At 66.7% G+C, this 19,582-nt stretch carries 11 protein-coding genes and 2 pseudogenes; 12 read left to right on the forward strand and 1 reads right to left on the reverse strand.

What is annotated here, in order from left to right:
• The first annotated feature begins 110 nt into the window (after positions 1-110).
• The 12 genes and pseudogenes from RZR99_RS23940 to RZR99_RS23995 all read left to right on the forward strand — a co-directional run bounded on the left by RZR99_RS23940 (position 111) and on the right by RZR99_RS23995 (position 18,612).
• Positions 111-2,108: a beta-galactosidase gene (locus RZR99_RS23940; protein WP_323122260.1), complete on the forward strand. Its 1,998-nt coding sequence runs from the start codon at positions 111-113 to the stop codon at positions 2,106-2,108.
• 96 nt (positions 2,109-2,204) lie between these two features.
• Complete coding sequence (locus tag RZR99_RS23945) at positions 2,205-4,031, forward strand: RICIN domain-containing protein (RefSeq protein WP_323122261.1); 1,827 nt, start codon at positions 2,205-2,207, stop codon at positions 4,029-4,031.
• A 133-nt stretch (positions 4,032-4,164) separates the two neighbouring features.
• Positions 4,165-6,195 (forward strand): family 20 glycosylhydrolase, encoded by a 2,031-nt coding sequence (locus tag RZR99_RS23950; RefSeq protein WP_323122262.1) that lies wholly within the window; start codon positions 4,165-4,167, stop codon positions 6,193-6,195.
• An 85-nt stretch (positions 6,196-6,280) separates the two neighbouring features.
• Positions 6,281-8,164 (forward strand): alpha-L-fucosidase, encoded by a 1,884-nt coding sequence (locus tag RZR99_RS23955; RefSeq protein WP_323122263.1) that lies wholly within the window; start codon positions 6,281-6,283, stop codon positions 8,162-8,164.
• An 845-nt stretch (positions 8,165-9,009) separates the two neighbouring features.
• Positions 9,010-9,474: a hypothetical protein gene (locus tag RZR99_RS23960; protein ID WP_323122264.1), complete on the forward strand. Its 465-nt coding sequence runs from the start codon at positions 9,010-9,012 to the stop codon at positions 9,472-9,474.
• Between the two features lie 28 nt (positions 9,475-9,502).
• Positions 9,503-10,366, forward strand: coding sequence for a hypothetical protein (locus RZR99_RS23965; protein ID WP_323122265.1), 864 nt, complete (start codon positions 9,503-9,505; stop codon positions 10,364-10,366).
• Positions 10,367-10,556: 190 nt separating this feature from the next.
• Positions 10,557-11,501 (forward strand): annotated as a pseudogene (gene kdgT, locus RZR99_RS23970) (2-keto-3-deoxygluconate transporter); the annotation flags it as partial.
• Between the two features lie 250 nt (positions 11,502-11,751).
• Entirely contained in the window at positions 11,752-12,654 is a 903-nt protein-coding gene (locus RZR99_RS23975; RefSeq protein WP_323122266.1) for a MurR/RpiR family transcriptional regulator, read from the forward strand.
• Positions 12,655-13,486: 832 nt separating this feature from the next.
• Positions 13,487-13,777, forward strand: a pseudogene (locus RZR99_RS23980) (ABC transporter permease subunit); the annotation flags it as partial.
• Positions 13,778-13,834: 57 nt separating this feature from the next.
• On the forward strand, positions 13,835-16,000 hold the full coding sequence (locus RZR99_RS23985; protein WP_323122267.1) for a family 20 glycosylhydrolase: 2,166 nt from the start codon (positions 13,835-13,837) through the stop codon (positions 15,998-16,000).
• Positions 16,001-16,128: 128 nt separating this feature from the next.
• A complete protein-coding gene (locus tag RZR99_RS23990) occupies positions 16,129-17,925 on the forward strand; it encodes a beta-N-acetylhexosaminidase (RefSeq protein WP_323122268.1) in 1,797 nt (598 codons plus the stop codon).
• Positions 17,926-18,171: 246 nt separating this feature from the next.
• Entirely contained in the window at positions 18,172-18,612 is a 441-nt protein-coding gene (locus RZR99_RS23995) for a GNAT family N-acetyltransferase (RefSeq protein ID WP_323122269.1), read from the forward strand.
• 34 nt (positions 18,613-18,646) lie between these two features.
• On the opposite strand, the gene RZR99_RS24000 is transcribed toward RZR99_RS23995, so the two are convergent.
• On the reverse strand, positions 18,647-19,561 hold the full coding sequence (locus RZR99_RS24000) for a LysR family transcriptional regulator (protein ID WP_323122270.1): 915 nt from the start codon (positions 19,559-19,561) through the stop codon (positions 18,647-18,649).
• Positions 19,562-19,582 lie beyond the last annotated feature (21 nt).

Consider the following 19,582-nt stretch of genomic DNA (forward strand, 5'->3'; position numbering starts at 1 on the left):
GCGAATTAAAGCGCGCGCTTCGTCACGATTGAGAGACGTGGAAGCGACATGCGCGCTTATTGGCGCGTGATTCGCGCCGGCCATCCTGATCTGATAAAAGGAACGTAAAAATGGACAGAAGAAGCTTCATTTCCTTCTCCGCGCTGGTGCCCATCCTGTCGGCGTGCGGCGGAGGAGACGACAGCAGCGGCATCGGTCCGGCCGGCGCGGCCGCGACCGAATCCGGCAGCGCACTGGCTGCCGCCGCGACCGCCGAACCGAGCCCGAGCGGACTGGCGCGTCACACGTTCTCGTTCAGCGCCGACGGCGCCCAATTCCTGCTGGACGGACAAGCGTTTCAGATCCGCAGCGGCGAAATGCATCCCGCGCGCATCCCGGTCGAGTACTGGCAGCACCGGATCCGGATGGCGAAAGCGATGGGCATGAACACCATCGCGCTGTACATCATGTGGAATTACCACGAAACGGTGCCGGGCCAGTTCGACTTCAAGAGCGACAACCGCGACATCGAAGCCTTCATCCGGCTCTGCCAGGCCGAGGGCATGTGGGTGCTGCTGCGCCCCGGCCCGTACGTCTGCGGCGAATGGGATCTCGGCGGCATTCCGTCCTATCTGCTGCGCTACCCCGACATCCAGCTGCGCACCCGCTCCGCGAACGACCCGCACTACATGGCGGCGGTCGGCCGCTACATCGGCGAGCTGATTCCGCGCATCAGGCCGCTGCTCGTGGCCAACGGCGGCCCGATCCTGATGATCCAGATCGAGAACGAGTTCGGCTCGTATGCCAGCGATTCCGTCTACATGGAAGAAGTGCGGCAGCTCTGGGTCCAGGGCGGCATCCAGGGGCCGTTCTATACCGAGGACGGGCTGTCGCAGCTCGAACAGAATCAGTCCAACGTCACGGGCGGCGCGATCGCGCTGAGCGGCGGCACCGCATCGGACATCGCGGCGGCACGCCGCGCGTACCCGAGCGTGCCGGCGATGGCGGGCGAGGTCTACCCCGGCTGGCTCACGCACTGGGGCGACGCGGTTCTGCAAGGCACCGCCACCGACATCACCGCGACCCTGACCGCGCTGATGCAGCAGAAGCTGTCGTTCAACATCTACGTCATCCACGGCGGCACGAGCTTCGGCTTCTTCGCCGGCGCGAACGCGGACAACAACGGCGGCGGCTACCAGCCGGACATCACCAGCTACGACTACGCCGCGCCGATCAGCGAGCAAGGGGTGGCGACCGCGCACTACACACGCTACCGCGCGCTCATCGCGCGCTACCTGAAGACGCCGCTGCCGCCTGTCCCCCGCCCGATCCCGACGCTCACGCGCCAGGGCGCGGACGCGGTGACGCCCACGCTCCACGCATCGCTCTGGGACAACCTGCCGGCCGCATTGCCCGCTTCCCGCACCGTCAACCCGCAGCCGTTCGAAATGTACGGCCAGGCGTTCGGCTTCGTGCTGTATCGCAAGGCGCTCGCGCGCTACGCCGGCGGCACACTGAACGTCACCGACGTCCACGACTACGCGACCGTGTTCGTCGGCGGCCAGTACATGGGCGGCCTGTCCCGCGCCGCCGTGCCGTCCGCCTACAGGCAGCGCCTCGGCGTCGTCCAGCAGGCGCCGCTGCCCTTGACGTCGGCGTCGGTGACATCGCCGACCCCGACGCTGGAGATCCTGGTGGAAGGCATGGGCCGCGTCAATTACGGACACGCGCTGGTGGATCGCAAGGGCATTCTCGAATCGGTCGCGCTGCAGGACCCCGGCGGCCAGGGCGGCGCGCTGACCGGCTGGGACGTGCGCCTGCTGCCGATGGACGACGCGTTCGTCGCCGGCCTGCGTCCCGTGTGCACCGATGCCCGCAAGAGCGGCCTGTTCTTCAAGGCGACCTTCCAACTGAGCCGCGTCGGCGACACCTATCTCGACATGAGCGGCTGGACCAAGGGCGTGGTGTGGGTGAACGGCCGGAACCTGGGCCGGTACTGGAGCATCGGTCCGCAGACGCGCCTGTACTGCCCCGCGCCCTGGCTCAAGGCGGGCGCCAACGAAGTGATCGTGTTCGATCTCCACCAACTGGAGGCGAAGCCGATCGCGTTCGCCGCGACGCTGGCCTAGCCGGTCCGCACCCGATACGGCGCCGGCTGCGCGCACCGCGCGGCCGCGCCGGCGGACCGCCCGACATCAAGCATCGCCCGAAACGAGGAAAACGCCATGAAACGATCAGGAAACCGAATTTCATTCACCGCGCTGGGCGCGGCGCTGCTCATGCTGTTCCAGGCGGCGCCCGCCCAGGCATTCACGTTCAGCGCGGCGGCGCCGGTCTCCGCGAGCCCCTACTCGGACAGCCCCAACGCCTTCTTCATCGATCGCGACGGCACCTTCTTCCTGCAGAACGCCTACGCCCAGTACGACGACGTGCCCGCCGACCACGTATGGAACTTCTATACCGGCGCGAACGCGGATGCCGTCTCGCTGTCGGCGGCTCATTCCCAATACGACACGCGAACGCTCTGCAACGACGGCAACCCCGTCGCGCAAGCGCTGTTCGGACAGCCCGTCAAATCGCAGACCGGCTATTCGCAGGCCGACTACTGCGACATGATCGGCGTGTGGGTCGACCCCGATACCGGCAACTGGTACGGGCTCGTGCACAACGAGCTGTTCGGCAACAACCCGCGCGTCGACGCGATCTCCTACGCCGTGTCCACCGACCGGGGCGCGAGCTGGACGCTGCAGCAGCCGATCCTCACCTCGCCGTACGGCAAGGGCGATCCGAACACGCCGTACTACTACTATGGCGACGGCGATCCCCGGCTGTTCGTCGATTACGCGTCCGGATATTTCTACGTCTTCTACACGAGCCGGATTCTCGGCCAGAACGGCAACCCGTCCGGCTTCGACAACTACATGTGGGCACATGCGGCGAGGGCGCCGATCGGCCAGAAGATGACGCCGTCGTCATGGCAGAAGTTCTACGACGGCAAATGGCAGCAGGCGCCGGGCACGAACTGGACCTGCGACGCGTCGACGGCGGGTTCGATCCCCTGCGCGGCGGCCCCGGTCTCCAGCTCGCTCGAAGCGAACCTCCAGGGCCCGTCCACCGACCTGAGCGCGCAAGGCGGCCCCGCCGCCGACACCACCGGCGGCGAAACCTTCGTCACGCCGGGCAAGAACGCCGGCAGCCTGTACAACGCGGGCTACACCAACGGTACGTTGCGGGTCATGAGCGTCTCGTGGAATGTCTATCTGCAGAAGTACATCGCGATGGCCGAGGACCGCACGGTGTCGAATCCCGGCACGCCGAACTTCGACTACGGCCTGCCGGCCACGACGCTGAAGTTCTACGTGTCGAGCGATCTGGGCACCCCGCAATGGACCTACGCGGGCAGCGTGCCGTACAACTCGGCGTCCTGGTACCGATGGTTCGTCGACAGCGCGACGAAGACGTCGTCCAGCGCACTCGGCAAGACCTTCCGCGCGTACTGCGGATTCGGCTGCTCCAAGTACGGCTCGGAATACGTCGACGTCACGGCGGCCGTCGCTCAGCCGGCCGATGCCGCCCCGGTCTACTACTCGGACGCGAGCGGCCATTCGATCGGCGCGGGCACCGCCGTTCGCCGCTACTTCATCGCGCATCCCGGCAATCCGGCGACCAATCTCCCCAGCGCCGCCGCCGGCGCATGGCAGTTCGCCGCGACCGGCGACGGCTTCTTCACGATCGCGATCAACGGCACGTATCTCGGCGTGAAGGACGGCAATGCCGGGCGCGCGTGGGGCGCGCCCGTCGTGCTGTCGAAGGCCGCGCCGGCCGCGTCCGCCGCTCGGCAGCAGTGGTATTTCCAGAAGGTCGCGGGCGCGGGCGGTGCGGCATTCCGGATCGTCAACCGGTACAGCGGGCTGGCGCTGAGCTTCCCCGGCAGCGCGCTGACGACCGATCTCTCCACGGCGGTGACGGCGCCGCTCAGGAACTGGGACGCCGCCGCGCCGGCGTCGATCCAGGTCTGGAAGCAATCCGACCAGGCCATCGTGCTTCAGTGACGCATGCCGGGGCCGCCCCCGGCATGCGTCGGCAGCATCTCGCACTTCGCGGCGCGCGGCGGACCTTCCGACGCGCGCCGATCGCGGTTTCGACTTTCGATGACAGACCCGAACGACCAGGAGGCACGCAATCATGAAGCATCCTCATTCCCCCCGCCTGTCGGTGTTGCTGCCGCTGCTGCTCGCGGCCGGCGCCGCGCACGCGCAGGACAGCGGCCAGCCGATGGCCTGCGGCACGCTGGACACGCCGCCCAACCTGACCGGCGGCAACGCCGCTCCCGCCGTGATGCCCGCGCTTCAGTCGTGGACCGGCGGCAAGGGGCAGTGGCAGGTAACGTCGGCAAGCAAGATCGTCGTCGAGAGCGCCAATGCGACGACGCTGCAGCCGATCGCGACGCAATTGCAGGCGGACCTGAAGGAATCGACGGGCATCACCTTGCCGATCGTCACGGGATCGGCCGCGCAATCCGGCGCCGTCAATCTCAGCCTCGTGCCCTGCGGCACGACGAGCGCCACCCAGCTCGGCAACGAGGGCTACACGCTGTCGGTGCAGGGCGGGGCGGTGCTGCGGGCGAACAAGCCGGCCGGCGTGTTCTACGCCACCCGCACGCTGCTGCAGATGCTCGCGCTGGACGGACAGGCGCCGAAAGCGCACAAGCAGGTGGCGAGCGGGTACGCGGCGGACTACCCACGGTACGCGGTGCGCAGCGCACTGCTGGACGTCGGCAGCCTGTTCATGACGAAGGCGTTTCTCGAGGACTACATCCGGTTCATGAGCTGGTACAAGCTGAACACGCTCCATCTGCACCTGAACGAGGAAACGCCGCGCGGCTCGACCTATACGCAGGCGGCGCTGCGCGTGATCAGCCCGAAATACCCGAACCTGAAGCCCATGGACGGCGATCCCAACGGCACGACCGGGGCCGCGATGAAGGGCTATACGAAGGACGACTGGGCCGAGATGGAGAAGGTGGCCGCGCAGTACGGCGTCGAAATCCAGCCGGAATTCGACACGCCGGGACACTCGGCGATCTTCCTGAGAGACCAGCCCACGCTGGCCGCCGGGGATAGCTCGCCCACGATCAAGAACAGCAAGGTCAACCTGGATCCCACCAATCCGAAGACGCTGCCCTACATCCAGGGCGTCTTCGACGAATTCCTGCCGTGGTTCCATGCGAAGGACATCATGATCGGCGGCGACGAGGCGGGCGTCTCGGGAGAGGGCAACTACCTGTATGCGCTCGCCAATCACGTCACGGCCACCACCACGCCGGACGGCGCGCCCCGGAGCGTTTCGATCTGGAACGACGGATACGATTCGACGTCGAACCTCGCCAAGCTCAACAGCAGCATCACGATCCAGAACTGGAACGGCAGCGACGGCACCTTCTACAACACCTACAAGGTGTCGAAGGTCCTGGACTCCTCCGATGCCTGGTACGTCGTTCCGAACGGGAACAACAACAACAGCGTGGGCCAGGCGAACACGCTCTACAACTGGAATCCCGGCGCGCCGGTGGTCGGCGGCCAGATCTGCGAGTGGAACGACAACGCCGTGATCAGCAGCCTGACCCAGGACGGCATCCATCAGGCGTTCAAGGATCTGGTGCCCGCCGCGGGTCTGATGTTCTGGAAGGGCCGCGTGAGCGGCTCGGACGGCAAGACCGTTCCGTACGCGTCGCTCATGCAGGCGCTGCCGACGCTCGGCTACGGCCCCGGCGTGACCCAGTTGCCGGGCGCGCTGTCCAGCCCGCCCGCCGCTCCCGCGCCGGTCGCATACGAAGCCGACTCCCCCAACAACACGCTGTCCGGCGGCGCGCAGGTCGTGTCGCAGAACTGCGTGAACTGCACCGACGGCAGCCGCGTCGGCTACATGGGCAGCCTGACCTTCAACAAGATCTCGGTGCCGGCCAGCGGTACCTACAAGGTCGCCGTGAATTTCGGCAACGGTTCGGGCGGCAAGGTGTCCGCCAACCTGAGTTTCGACGGCGGCGCGCCCGTCAACGTGTCCTTTCCGCCGACCGGAAGCTGGGGAACGATCTCGTCGCTGACGGTCGTCGGCCGCTTCGTGAAAGGCGGCGCCAACACCCTCGCCATCACGCCCGATTCGTCCGGCACGAAACCGCCCGATCTCGACGGAATCGGAACGCCTGCCCTGCAATAGCGCGTGCCGCCGCGCCCGTCGAGCCTGCGTCGCGCGGCGGTCGTCCGCTTACCCGATGAGCCTGTCCCTCTTGCTGGAGAAGACCATGCGCCGATCGATTCACGAACCCTCGAACCCGCACACGGGGCGGCGTACGCCGGCCGCGCTGGCGGACGCGCTGCCGCGTGCGCCGCTCCGTCGGTCCGGCAGCGCCGCCGCCGTCACGGCGCTCGCGCTCCTGGCCGGTTGCGGCGGCGACGACGGCGGCCTCTCGGCCCCGGCCGCTGCCGCACGGCTCGCCGCCACGTCGATGGCGGCCCAGCCCGCCGGGGCGTCCTCCCCGGCCGCCGCCGCGCCCTACGTCTATACTCCCCGCCCGGTGATCGCGGTCGCCCCGACGGATTCCGACAGCGATCTGGTCAGGAAGGCCGCGATGGTGACCCCCACCGCGCCGCAATACGACTGGCAGCGCATGGAACTGACCGGCTTCGTCCATTTCTCCGTGAACACCAGCGTGTGGGCGACCGATCCCGCCTACCAGAACAACGGCACCGGGTCGGAGGATCCGATGGCCTTCAACCCCGTCAACCTCGATCCGAAGGTATGGCTGCAGGCGTTCAAGGATGCGGGCTTCAAGGAGGTCATCCTGACCGCGAAGCATCACAACGGCTTCCACATCTGGCCGGCGTCGACCACCCGTTACTCGGTCGCGAGCAGCCTCGACTGGAAAGGCGGCAAGGGCGACGTGGTGAAGGCATTCGCGGACGCGGCCCGGACCGTGGGTATCCGGGTCGGCTTCTACCTGTCCCCCGCGGACCTGCATGAAGGACAGGTTCCCAGCCAGATCCCGGGTTACGAGAAGACCGAGTTCATCTACGGCAGCGGGAAGAAACCGAACATCGCCTGCCAGATTCCGAAGGATGCGTCGGGCGTCGATCCGTCGAAGGTATTCACCTACACGGTCGACGAGTACAACTGCTTTTACATGCGCGATCTGTACGAGCTGCTGACGCAGTACGGGAAGGTGTCGGAGCTGTGGTTCGACGGCTTCAACCCGTACGGCAACAGCCGGCCGCAGCCTTACAGCACCGACCAATGGGTCGACCTCGTCAACAAGCTGCAGCCCGGCGTCGTGACGTTCAATTCGTATACGCCCGGCCAGTTGCTGACCTGGGTCGGCAACGAAAGCGGCGTGGCCCGCGCGCAGGCGCAATGGAGCGTGCTGCCCGCGAACAGCAGCACCTATCCGTCCAACATCGGCACCCTGACGAACGAGGAGGCCGACGATCGCGGCAGCCGGGCGGTGTTCAAGGCGAATCGAGCCGGCATCAACGCGTTGTGGTGGGCGCCCGCCGAATCGGACACGACGCTGTCGTCCGACGGTTCGTGGTTCTACAATCCCGGCGCGGGCACCAAGTCGCTCGCCACGCTGATGAGCGAATACTTCACGTCGGTCGGCCGCAACAGCAACTACCTGCTCAACATCGGCCCGCGCGCGGACGGCACGATGGCGCCGAACCAGCTCGCACTGCTGAAGACCTTCGGTCAGCAGATACGCGGCCTCTACCAGAACGCCATCGCCGTGGACGCGCAGGCCGCCGGCTCGATCCCCGGCCATCCGGCCGGCCTCGCGGTGGACGATTCCGCCGACACCTACTGGAGCTACGCGCCCGACGGCCGGAACAACGCGGGCTCGCTGACGCTGACGGTGAAAGGCGGCAGCCCGAAGAAGATCAACCTGATCGTGCTGCAGGAAGACATCCGGGTCGGGCAGCGCGTGGAGCGTTTCGACATTCAAAGCTGGAACGACAAGACCGCGCGCTGGGACCCGGTGGCGATCGGCGAACCCACGGGCACGATCGGCTACAAGCGCATCCTGTACCTGAAGAATCCGCTGTCGACGACCCGGCTGCGCATCAACGTCACGCAATCGCGATCGAGTCCCGCCATCTCGAACGTCGCGCTGTACAGCACCGGGTGGAACGGATGACGCCGCGGCGGCGGGTACTGCCGCGGCGACCAGGGGCAAGCGCCGGGCGACAGGCTAACAGGCGCGGGCGGCCGGGACGATGAAGCAGCGCCCCGGGGCGGCAGCGGCAACACCGCTGCCGCCCCGGCATCCCGTTCCGATCGGCGAGGAATGCCGCCGAATGGCATCCGCATCCATGCGAACGCGCCTGCCGCGCGCGTCGCGCGTCGCAATCATTTCCGATCTCGCCGGACATTCCGAATGAGCCGGCACGGTTGACCGGTTTAGCGCTTTCCCGTATTTAATCGAACAGCCTTCGTCTCGATTAACGTCACGAATCGACATTTCATGAAAATCGGACCGCGCCGGAATTTGAAATGCAATCCCATATATTGATCGGGATTACTTTCTCATCCCGTCTATTCATTACGATTAACACACATTTTCCCGACATCGAGTAATCATCGGGAACGTCATCGCCGTATCGCGGGCAAGCTCGAGCCTGCGGTTCAAGACCGCCGGCGGTTATCCGGCTCGGCCTTATACCGCGTCAACCCGCCTGTTTTCGGGCAATCCCGAAGGCCGCCCCCTTCAGAACAAGCCATTCCCATTCCGCTTTTACGGCGAACCGGATTGCCTTTCAAAAATCAACGAGGCATTGCCGATCGACCTTTTTTTCAATCCGGCTTTCAGCGATATTTCAACATCAGGATCTGGAAATTTCATCCCCGCGTCATCGTCCATTCGGTATCTTAACGATTGGAATCATGCCGAACGCAGCGCCATCCGACTGCGTGCCGTTTTATCCGAACGGCGGCGACACGATTCCTCTCCACGTATCCAATTTAAATTCCGAGGGGGTTCAATTGAAGAAGATTCTGTTTGCTCTGGCATTGTCCGTCGCCTCCCTGCCCGTGCTCGCCGCCGATGTGTGCCAGGGCGGCACCTTGCTGACCGGCACCGTCCAGACCCCGCCCACGTTCAAATCCGGGTCGGCGCTCCAGGGCATCTATCTGTCGCACACGCACGTGAGCCTGCTCGGCACGGACGGCGTGACGTACGACGTCGCGATGGACAACGTATTCGCGAACAACTACGTCCGCAACCAGAAGAGCGTGCCGAGTCCGCTGAACCAGATTCAGGTCGGCGATCAACTCGAACTGTGCGGCGAGCTCTACACCGGCGGCGACGTCGGCATCCACTGGGTCCATACGAACTGCGGCGATACGCCGACGCCGACGGACCCGAACGGCTGGGTGAAGGATCTGTCGCAGCCCGCGCTGGGCAACAATCTCGAAAGCAGCGAAACCTATTGCTACCTCTGGCAATAAGCGGATCGATCGACGCCCGGGCCGCCTCGTGAACCTCAAGCACAGGTACTGGCTTGCCGCCGGTGTCGCGGGGTGCGTCCTGGCCGGCATCTATCACGTCTCGCGCGGACCGGACCCCGTCGCGGGCGCCGGTGCGCGCGCTCAGGATGCGCAGATCACCGAGCCGGGCGCGTCGGCTTTCTCGTCGCCCGATCCGTCCGGCGCCGCCGCGCATCCCGCCGCCGCGCTGATCGGCAGCAGCGGACGCATCGTCGATCTGGGCGGCAGGACGGTCGCGCAGTACGTCGCCCGGTACGAAGGCGCGGCGCGTCTGGGCGACCCCGACGCCGCCTACCAGGTCTATCTGGCGGAATCGCTGTGCGCGGCGGATTCGAACCTCCGTCATACGATGCCGGGGGATCGCGCCGCGTCGCCGCCGGCCGACACGGCTCGCCTGTGCGCCGGCGTCACGCCCGCCGAAGTGCGGGAGCGGCTGCAATTCCTCGCGCTTGCCGCGCGAACCGGTCGCGCGGATGCGCAGATCGACTTCTACATCGAAGGGCCGGACGGCACGGGCCGCATTCCGTCGTCCGGAGCGTCTCCCGACGATCCGGACGTCAAGCGCTGGAAGGACGATGCGCTGGACCATCTGAAGGACGCCGCCGGAAAATGCGACCCGCTGGCGGCCGGCCTGCTCGCCACGAACTACCAGACCGGGAAGTTCAACGCGCAGGACCCGACGCAAGCGATCGCCTTCGACCTGCTCGCGGCGGCGGCGGGAAACGGCAAATGGCCCCGCGAGCGTCTGCAGGCGCGCTTCGGTACGCAGATGACGGCCAGGGCGTTCGATACGGCCTATGCGGACGGACTCCAGGCCGCGCACGACGCCTGCCCCCGATCCAGGACGCCATGAGATGACGGGCGGCCACGCCGCGCGAACGGCGCGCGTCCGGCCGGTCCGAACCTCGGCCTGCCGGCTGTCGGCCGGCTCCCGTCCAGCGATTTTTTCCGCCGGCCCCCACTCGCACCCCGTGATAGATTGCCGCCATCGAGGCGCGGACCACGCACGAACCCGACCCGGATCCGCCGCCCGCGGAGGCGACATGAAGATCAAGAAAGTCATCGAGCGGATCCCCGGCGGACTGATGCTGGTCCCCATGCTGCTCGGCGCGTGCGTGCACACCTTCGCGCCGGACGCCGGCAAATACTTCGGCTCGTTCACCAACGGTCTGATCGCCGGCACCGTGCCGATCCTGGCGGTCTGGTTTTTCTGCATGGGCGCGACGATCGATCTGCGCGCGACCGGCATCGTGCTGCGCAAGTCGGGCACGCTGCTCGTCACCAAGGCGCTCGTCGCCTGGCTCGCGACGCTGGTCGCCGCCCGCGTCCTCCCCGGCGGCGCCGTCGAGACCGGGCTCTTCGCGGGGCTGTCGGTGCTGGCGATCACGGCCGCGATGGACATGACCAACGCCGGGCTCTACGCCGCCCTGATGCAGCAATACGGCAACAAGGAAGAGGCGGGCGCGTTCGTGCTGATGTCGATCGAATCCGGGCCGCTCATCAGCATGCTGGTGCTCGGCGCGACGGGCATCGCGGTCTTCGAGCCGCGCCTGTTCGCCGGCGCCGTGCTGCCGTTCCTGATCGGTTTCGCGCTGGGCAATCTCGATGCCGACCTGCGCGAATTCTTCGGACGCTGCGTCCATCCGCTCATTCCGTTCTTCGGCTTCGCGCTCGGCAACAGCCTCGACCTGCACGTGATCGCGAAGAGCGGACTGCCCGGCCTGCTGCTCGGCGTGACGGTGATCGTCGTGACCGGCGTGCCGCTCATCCTGGCGGACCGGATCGTCGGCGGCGGCAACGGCGCGGCCGGGCTGGCCGCCTCGTCGACCGCCGGGGCCGCCGTCGCCAATCCGGCGCTCATCGCCGAGATGATCCCGAAGTTCAAGCCGCTCGTTCCCGCCGCGACCGTCATGGTCGCGACGTCCTGTCTCGTCACCGCGATCCTGGTGCCGATACTGACGGCGGCGTGGGTCAAGCACGCGGCGAAACGCTGACCTCGGGAGCCGGCTGCCTCTCCGGGCGTTGCACGGGCGAACGCGGCGCGCGGCGGGACGACGGCGCGATGCGCATCGCGCGCACGTTCGACGATCCGGATCGCCGAAGCAACCCGCGACGCGGGCCGCGTTTATCCGGCGGCGCGATGTAACCAGGCGATACGCATGGCCGGCTGAAAACGTGCTAAATATCACGGATTCCGCATGGCCGTCCGGCCGTGCCCCGCCGAGCATCCAACTTGTGATGGGTATGCCCAGTCCCGATATCGACTCCGATCTGTTCAGCACGATTCACGCCCGCCTGCCCGATCTGGCCGCGGCTCAACAGCGGGTCGCCCAGGTGTTCCTCGACAAGCCCGAATGGGCGATGCAAGCGCACGTGGACGAGATCGCGGTGCTCGCCGGCGTCAGCGAGCCCACGGTCGTGCGGTTCTGCAGAGCCCTGGGTTTCCAGGGGCTGCGGGATTTCAAGCTGCGCGTCGCCCAGCAGGTGGCGCTCGGCAGCGTCGCGCTGCATCGCAACGTCACGGCGATCGATTCGATCGACGACATCGTCGGGAAGGTGCTGCGCAGCTCCGCCGACATCCTGCTGGACGTCGAGCGCCAGTTGCCCATCGAGCAGGTGAAGCGCGCGATCGGCGCGATCGGCGGCGCGCACCGCGTCGACTGCTACGGCGTCGGCACCACGTCCGGCTTCGTCGCGGCGGACGCGCAGGCGAGGCTGTTCCGCTTCGGCATCCAGGCGCAGTCCTACACCGACGCCAACATGCAGATGTTCTCCGCCGCCACGCTGAACGCCGGCGACGTGGTGATCGCGGTATCGCACTTCGGGCGCATGCCCTTCCTGCTGGAAGCGGTGAGCGTCGCCCGGGAGCGCGGCGCCGTCGTGATCGGCGTCTGCGAACCCGGCACGCCGCTCGCCGGCGCGTGCAACATCCCGCTGACCTTCGCGCTGCCCACCTCGGTCAACGCGTATATCGGCAGCGATGCCTGCATCGCTCACCTGGCCATCATCGACATCCTGATCGTGGGCGTCGCGTTCGAACGCGGCGTCTCCGGGATCGAACAGCTGCGCCGACTGCAGAACGTCCTCTCTCCGCACGGCCTCGACATCTTCCCGCACCAGACGAGCGGCAAGAAGCGCTAGCCGGCGGCGCGCGCCGGCTCAATCGAGACGCGTTCCCGTCCGCGCGTCGAACGGCATGGTGGAAGCCGATCAGCGCCGGTCGGATATCGGGGCGGCGATTCGCGCCGCCGCCGGCCCGCGTCGCGCCCGGCCCTTCGCCGGCAACCAGCACGTCAACCGGGCCGCGCTGGCTCACCACCGGCTCGACCGCCGCCCGAATCGGTCGTTCGGGATTGGCGAGGATCGGCGCGACCTGCCTCGATCCCAGCTCGCCCGCCGGCGGACCAGGCCGTCCGCATCGGCATCCCGCGCCACTACCGTATCGCCCTCGCGGACGCAGCGTTGACACAGCGCCGCGCCAATCTCGCCGCACGCGTCCGTCACCAGCACCACACCACTCATGGCCGACCTCGCATCGGTGGGAGGGTCGAACCCGTCGCGGCTCGATCCTTCACGAGGAAACGCGGGGTAAACAGCGCCCCCTCAATATGTAATTAAATTACAAATTAGCAGCCGACAATATGCTTCTCAACATCCTTCATGCCATCCCGATAGTTGAGAAATGTAGCGTATACCCCATAAAACATGCGGTATTTCTGAATAAATCTCGGTGCTCCGCTCAAATCCAAAGTGACATTTTTTTTGAACGCGTGTAGCCTGATTACATTAACGATCCCGAAACAAGTCCCCATCGACTGTTCAGCGGAGGCTCGGATGACACCTGATTTCATAGCATTCCGAAATATCCCCGCCGTGCTCGCGATGGCGGGCTTCGCCGCCGGCACGATCGCGCACGACAGCAACGCCGCCGCGCCGTCCTTCGAAAAATGGCGCGCGGCTTCGAGAAGCCCAACGCGCCGTATCCAAGGTGTTCCTGCCGCTGGCCGTCCCCGCGATCGTGGCGACGGCGATCTTCGCGTTCATCAATGAGTGGATTGAATTCGCCGTGGCGTCAATGCTGATCCGATCGCCCGGGAACAAGACGCTGACGGTTCAGGTGACCGGCATGGTGGCGGGAAAATACGCGGTCGAATGGCCGCTCGCGATGGCGGCGACGCTCTGCGCGACGCTGCCGGTATCGATCGTGTTCGCGTGGCGGCAACGGTATCCGGTGAGAGGGCTGGCGCTGGGAGCGGTGAAGTAGCGGCTATTCCGGAAGCGCCATCCCGGCGCCGCACGGCGAAATACATCAGGAGAACACATGAAGACGAGGATAAGTATTGCCTTGCTGTTGTCCGTTTCGCTGGCCGCCTGCGGCGGCGACGACGGCGTGGGCGCAATCGCGCCGGGATCGATGCGGGCCGCCGCCGGCCCGGCATCGGGCAACGCGGCCGGGGCCGCGGCAAGCGGCCGGCCGCTTGCATGCGGCACCCAGGACGCCGCGCCGGCCGTCGCCAACGGGAACGCCGCGCCGGCGGTGGTGCCCGGCCTCCAGTCGTGGGCGGGCGGAAGCGGCACGTTCCAGATCGGCCCGACGAGCCGGATCGTCGTCGAGCCAGCCCATGCGGCCGTGCTGCAGCCGGTCGCGAACCAACTGCAAAGCGACTTGCTGGAGATCACCGGCGTCACCGCCGCCATCGCAACGGATTCGAACGTGCAGCCCGGCGATATCGGCCTCAGCCTCACGCCCTGCAGCCCAGCCATCGTGAAGCAGATCGGCAACGAAGGCTACACGCTGTCCGCCCTGAACGGCGTGATCCTGCGCGCGAACCCGACGCCGGGCATCGGCAACGGGTTCAACGGCCTCTTCTATGGAACCCGGACGCTGCTCCAGATGCTGGAATTGGACGGCCAGGCCAAGGGGCAGCACAAGTCGATTCCGCTGGGCTATGCCGTCGACGCGCCGCTCTACGGAGAACGCGCGGTGATGATCGACGTCGGCCGGGGTTTCGTGGACAAGGCATCGCTGAAGGCCTACATGAAGTTCATGGGCTGGTACAAGCTCAATACCCTGCACCTCGCGCTGACCGGCGATCTGCTGAATCGCTCGCCGGGGCCGAACACGGTCGCCAATGCGAACTTCCGGCTCTTCGATTCGAGCTTCAAGAACCCGCCGTTGTCGACCGACGGCCTGTACTACTCGAAGACGGACTGGAACGAGCTCGAGGACGCGGCGGCCGCGAACGGTATCGCGATCGTTCCGGAAATCAATGTGCCGGGGCATTCCCAATCGATGGCGCGCGCCATCGATCCCAAGAGCACGAGCGAAAGCCTCAATCTGTCCAATCCGAACACCTTGCCTTATGTGAAGAGCGTGTGGGATCAGTTCCTGCCGTGGTTCCGCTCGAACCGGGTGCACATCGGCGGCGATGAGGGCGGCTCCTCGGCCGCCATCCAGACATTCCTGAACAACGTCGCGACCTACCTCCAGGGCAAGGGCAAAACGGTCCAGATGTGGCAGGACACGGTCAGCGGCAATTCGAACTACAACGCGAACATCGTGATGCAGAACTGGCTGACCTCGGGTCCGCTGCCGTGGACCTCGCCCAAGTTCGCGTGGATCAATTCCAGCGGGTCGTTCTACGTCAATCCGAACAACGGCTCGCCTTATGAAGAATCGCTGGGATTCGCCGGCGACAGCTTCTACGCCAACGACAGCGCGCTGGGCATCTCCCACCCCGGCGGCGAAACCTGGGACTGGTTCGGCAACGTCGCGAAGCTTCAGGGATCGAACGGCTACGCGCCGATCGGCGGCCAGATCTCCGTTTGGAACGACCTGCTGTTCCACAATCCCTATACGTTCGAAGACCTGTCGAACTATCTGTTCTCGGATGCCGTCCCCGCCGCCGGCCAGATCTGGTGGAACGGCCAGAAAAAGGATGCCTCCGGCAACCTGGTGCCGTACGCCACGCTGAGAAAGAGCGTGGCGCTGTTCCAGTTCGGCCCGGGCACGAGCGGCGTGCCGATGTTCACGAAGTATCCGCTGTCGAGCACGACGCCGACGTTCGCCAACCCGCCCGCCTACAGCATCACGCCCGACTATCCCGCCCAAGCCGGCGTGCTGACCGGGCTCGCGACGAAATACAGCTGCAAGAGTTGCGGCGCGGGAGAAGTCGGCTACCTGGGCACCTACAGCAACGGCAGCGGAACGGTGACCATCACGGTCCAGGCAGCGGCCGCGGGCACCTATCTGCTGCCGATCTACTATGTGTCCGGCAACAGCAGCCCGTTCAACGGCCAGCTCACCCTCAACGGCGCGGCGCCGGTCACGATCACCTATCCGGCAACCGGCGGCAGCATCGATCAGGTCGCGGAGATGGGAACGTTCGTGACCCTGCAGGCGGGCGCCAATGCCATCAAGTTCTCCAGTACGACCGGGATGGGCAATATCGCGGGCCTCGGCACGCCGATCCTGCAACCGCGCTAGCCGACCCCGCGCGGGTCGGCGGGTTTCGGAAGCGCATCGTCGACAGCCCCGGCAGCGACGATGCGCGTCGCGGCAAGCGCTGTCATGAAACACGGCTCACATCACACTCCTACCAAGATGGAGGCAACATGCAAGTCCGGTTGAAGCAGTTGACGCAGGTCCGTATGGCGCTCGTCCTGGCCGCGACGCTCGCCGCGCCGTTTCCGTCGCACGCGGGCACGGCGACGCTGAACGATACGCTGGCGGCGCTCGACGACAGCGCCGCCGTCAAGGCAGCGCAGGCCGGCACCGCGTCGGCCGCCGGCGCGCCCTCGCTGCTGCCGGCCCCCGCCTACGCCGGCACGCGCGCCGTGGGCGCTTTCGCGCTGTCGGCCGACACGCCGATCCTCACGCGGGGCAAGGACGACCAGCTCGCCGACGCGGCCCGCTATCTGCACGACGTCATCCTGCGTTCGACGGGCTTTGCGCTGTCGACGGCGGGCGCCGACACGGCGCAAGGCTATGCGAGGTTCATCCTGCTGGACGTCGACGCCGCCAGGAAAGCCACGCTCGGCGACGAGGGGTACACGCTCGTCTCCGATCCGAAAGGGATCGTGATTCGCGCCGCGTCGGCTCAAGGCGTGTTCCACGGCGTGCAGACGCTGCTGCAGCTGCTGCCGCCGGCCGTCTACGGGCCGTCGCCCGCGTCGGCCGTCTGGTCGGTGCCGGGCGTCGCGCTCGCGGACTGGCCGCGCTTCGGCTATCGCGGCGCGATGCTCGACGTCGCGCGCCGCTTCTTCCCCGTCGACGACGTCAAGCGGTATATCGACGAGATCGCGCTCCTCAAGTACAACACCCTGCACCTGCACCTGACCGACGACCAGGGATGGCGCATCGCGATCGACGCGCTGCCCGCCCTCACCGACATCGGAGGCAGCACGCAAAGCGGCTTTCCGTCTAAGGCGGGCAACAACTGGTACTACACCGCGCAGCAGTATGCGGACATCGTGTCCTACGCCAAATCGCGCTTCATCACGATCGTGCCGGAAGTGGACGGCCCGAGCCACGTGAGCGCGGCGCAGGCGTCGATCGCGAACCTGAACTGCAACAACCAGGCGCTCGCCCCGTACTCCGGCTTCGACGGACCGGGCCTCAGTCTGCTGTGCCTGACGGACCCGACGCACCTGGCGAACGTGAAGGCCTATCTGCATACGGTGCTGCCGGCCGTCGCCGCGATGACGCCGGGAGGCTACGTCCACATCGGCGGCGACGAAACGCCGACCGGCATCACCCCCGCGCAATACAACGCGTACATCAGCGCGGCCGCGGGCGAAGTCGCCACGGCGAAGAAGACCGTGATCGGCTGGCACCAGATCGGCCCGGCGACGCTGACCGCCGGCACGCTGCTGCAATATTGGGGCGACGCGTCGGACCAGAAGACGATCGGCACCTCGTCCGAATCGAAGAACATCCAGCAGGTGCGGGCCGGCATCAAGCAGGGGGCGCGCTTCATCCTGTCTCCCGCCGATCGCGCGTATGTCGACATGAAGTACAACGCCAGCACGCCGTATGGGCTGAGCTGGGAGGGCTACGTCGATATCCAGAAGTCCTACGGCTGGGACCCGGAAACGCAGCTGTCGTCTCCCGACGGCAAGACGCGGCTTCTGAGCGCCAAGCAGATCGCGGGCGTCGAGGGCACGTTGTGGAGCGATCGCGCCTACCCGAACTCGACGTCGCTGCCGACGCCCAGTACCGTGTGGCCCGCGCCGCGCGTCTACGCGGACTACATGGCGTTTCCGAGGCTCGCGTCGATCGCCGAACTCGGCTGGTCGCCGCTCGGCACGCACGACTGGAACGGCTTCAAGGGCCGTCTCGCGACGCAGGGACAGCGCTGGGATGCCTACGGCGTCGGATACTACAAATCGCCCGAGATCGCGTGGCAATGACCGGCGCCGGCCGGCCCGGTTCCGCGTCGAGACGGCGCGGAACCGCATCCCGGGAGGCCGGGCCGCTTGCCGTGATGCGGCGCGAACCTGCCGGAGTCCGTGGATAATGACGTCGGTCATCCCGGCCTCGAGCCGGCACGCTCGGCGCCTGCCCCGCGATCCGGTCCGCTCGCCGGTCAAGCCCGCCCGTGTCCGGCATCCGGTCGTCACGCCATTCCGGCTCCGCCCCGAACCCAGGCCCCGCTCGTGAACATCCAGTTCGCCCCGACCGCCGCCGACGATGCCGATACGCTCGTCGCCCTTCGCATCGCCGCGATGCGCGACAGCCTCGAGCGGATCGGCCGCTTCGATCCCGAGCGTGCCCGCGCGCGCTTCCTCTCCGCGTTCGCGCCCGAGCATTGCCGCTTCATCGTCGCGGACGGCACGCGCGTCGGCTTCGCGCAGGTGCGGCCGAACGACGGACACCTCGCACTGGAGCACTTCTACATCGCGCCGGCGCATCAGGGAAAAAGCATCGGCTCCGCGGCGCTGCGGATGATCGCGGCGGACGCCGACGCCCGCTCGCTCGACCTCCACGTGGGCGCGCTGCGCGGCAGCGATTCCAATCGTTTCTACCAGCGCCACGGATTCGCGCAAACCGGCGAGGACGAATGGGATATCTACTACGTGCGCCGCCGCGCGGGCTAGTCGCGGCCGCCGCGAACCGATACGCACGGGCCGTTCACTCGCGCGGCGGCAGGTAGTCCATCTTGATCTCGTCGTAGATCCGGTAGATCAGCGCCAGCATCGCTTCGATGTCTTCCGATTCGTCGAGCATCCGCATGCTCATGATGATCGGCGACACGAGATTCGCATCGTCCAGCTCCTTGTAGCTCACGTCGTCGCGCTTCAGTCCGTACACGCTGCGCGGCACCACCGATACGCCCTCGCCCATCGCGACCAGGCCGAGCGCGATCTGCAGCTCGCGGGTCTCGTAGATCCGGCGCGGCGTCAGGCCGCGATCGTGGAAGACGGCCAGCACCTGGTCCGCGTAGCTCGGGCGCGGCGCCTGCGGAAAGATGATCAGCGTCTCGCCGACCAGATCGTGCAGCGACAGCACGGGCTTCGCCGCCTCGAGGGGATGCCCGGTCGGCAGCGCCACGATCATCCGCTCCTCGCGCAGCACCACGCGCCGCACGCTCGGATCCTCGTGGCGAATCCGGCCGAAGCCGACATCGATGCGCCCTTCCTTCAGCGCCTTGATCTGATCCATCGTCGACATCTCGTGCAGGCTCAGCGCCACCGTGGCGTGCTCGTCGCGAAAGCGCCGGATGATCGTCGGCAGCATCCCGTACAGCGTCGAGCCGACGAACCCCACCGACAGGCTCCGCTCGATCTTGCCGACCCGCTTCGTCATCGCCTCCAGTTCGGCCGTCTGCGCGAGCAACTGGACCGCATGCGAGTGGAAAAAGCGCCCCGCCTCCGTCATCCGGAGCGGCCGGGTATCGCGCTCGAACAGCGTCACGCCAAGCATCTCCTCGAGCTGCTGGATCTGGCGGCTGAGCGGCGGCTGCGCGATATGCAGCCGCGCGGCGGCGCGCGTGAAGTTCTGCTCCTCCGCGACCGCGACGAAATAACGGAGATGGCGTAATTCCATTTCCATACCTCTCAGATATCG

The sequence above is a fragment of the Burkholderia alba genome (genome assembly GCF_034721475.1).
Taxonomy (GTDB): domain Bacteria; phylum Pseudomonadota; class Gammaproteobacteria; order Burkholderiales; family Burkholderiaceae; genus Burkholderia; species Burkholderia alba.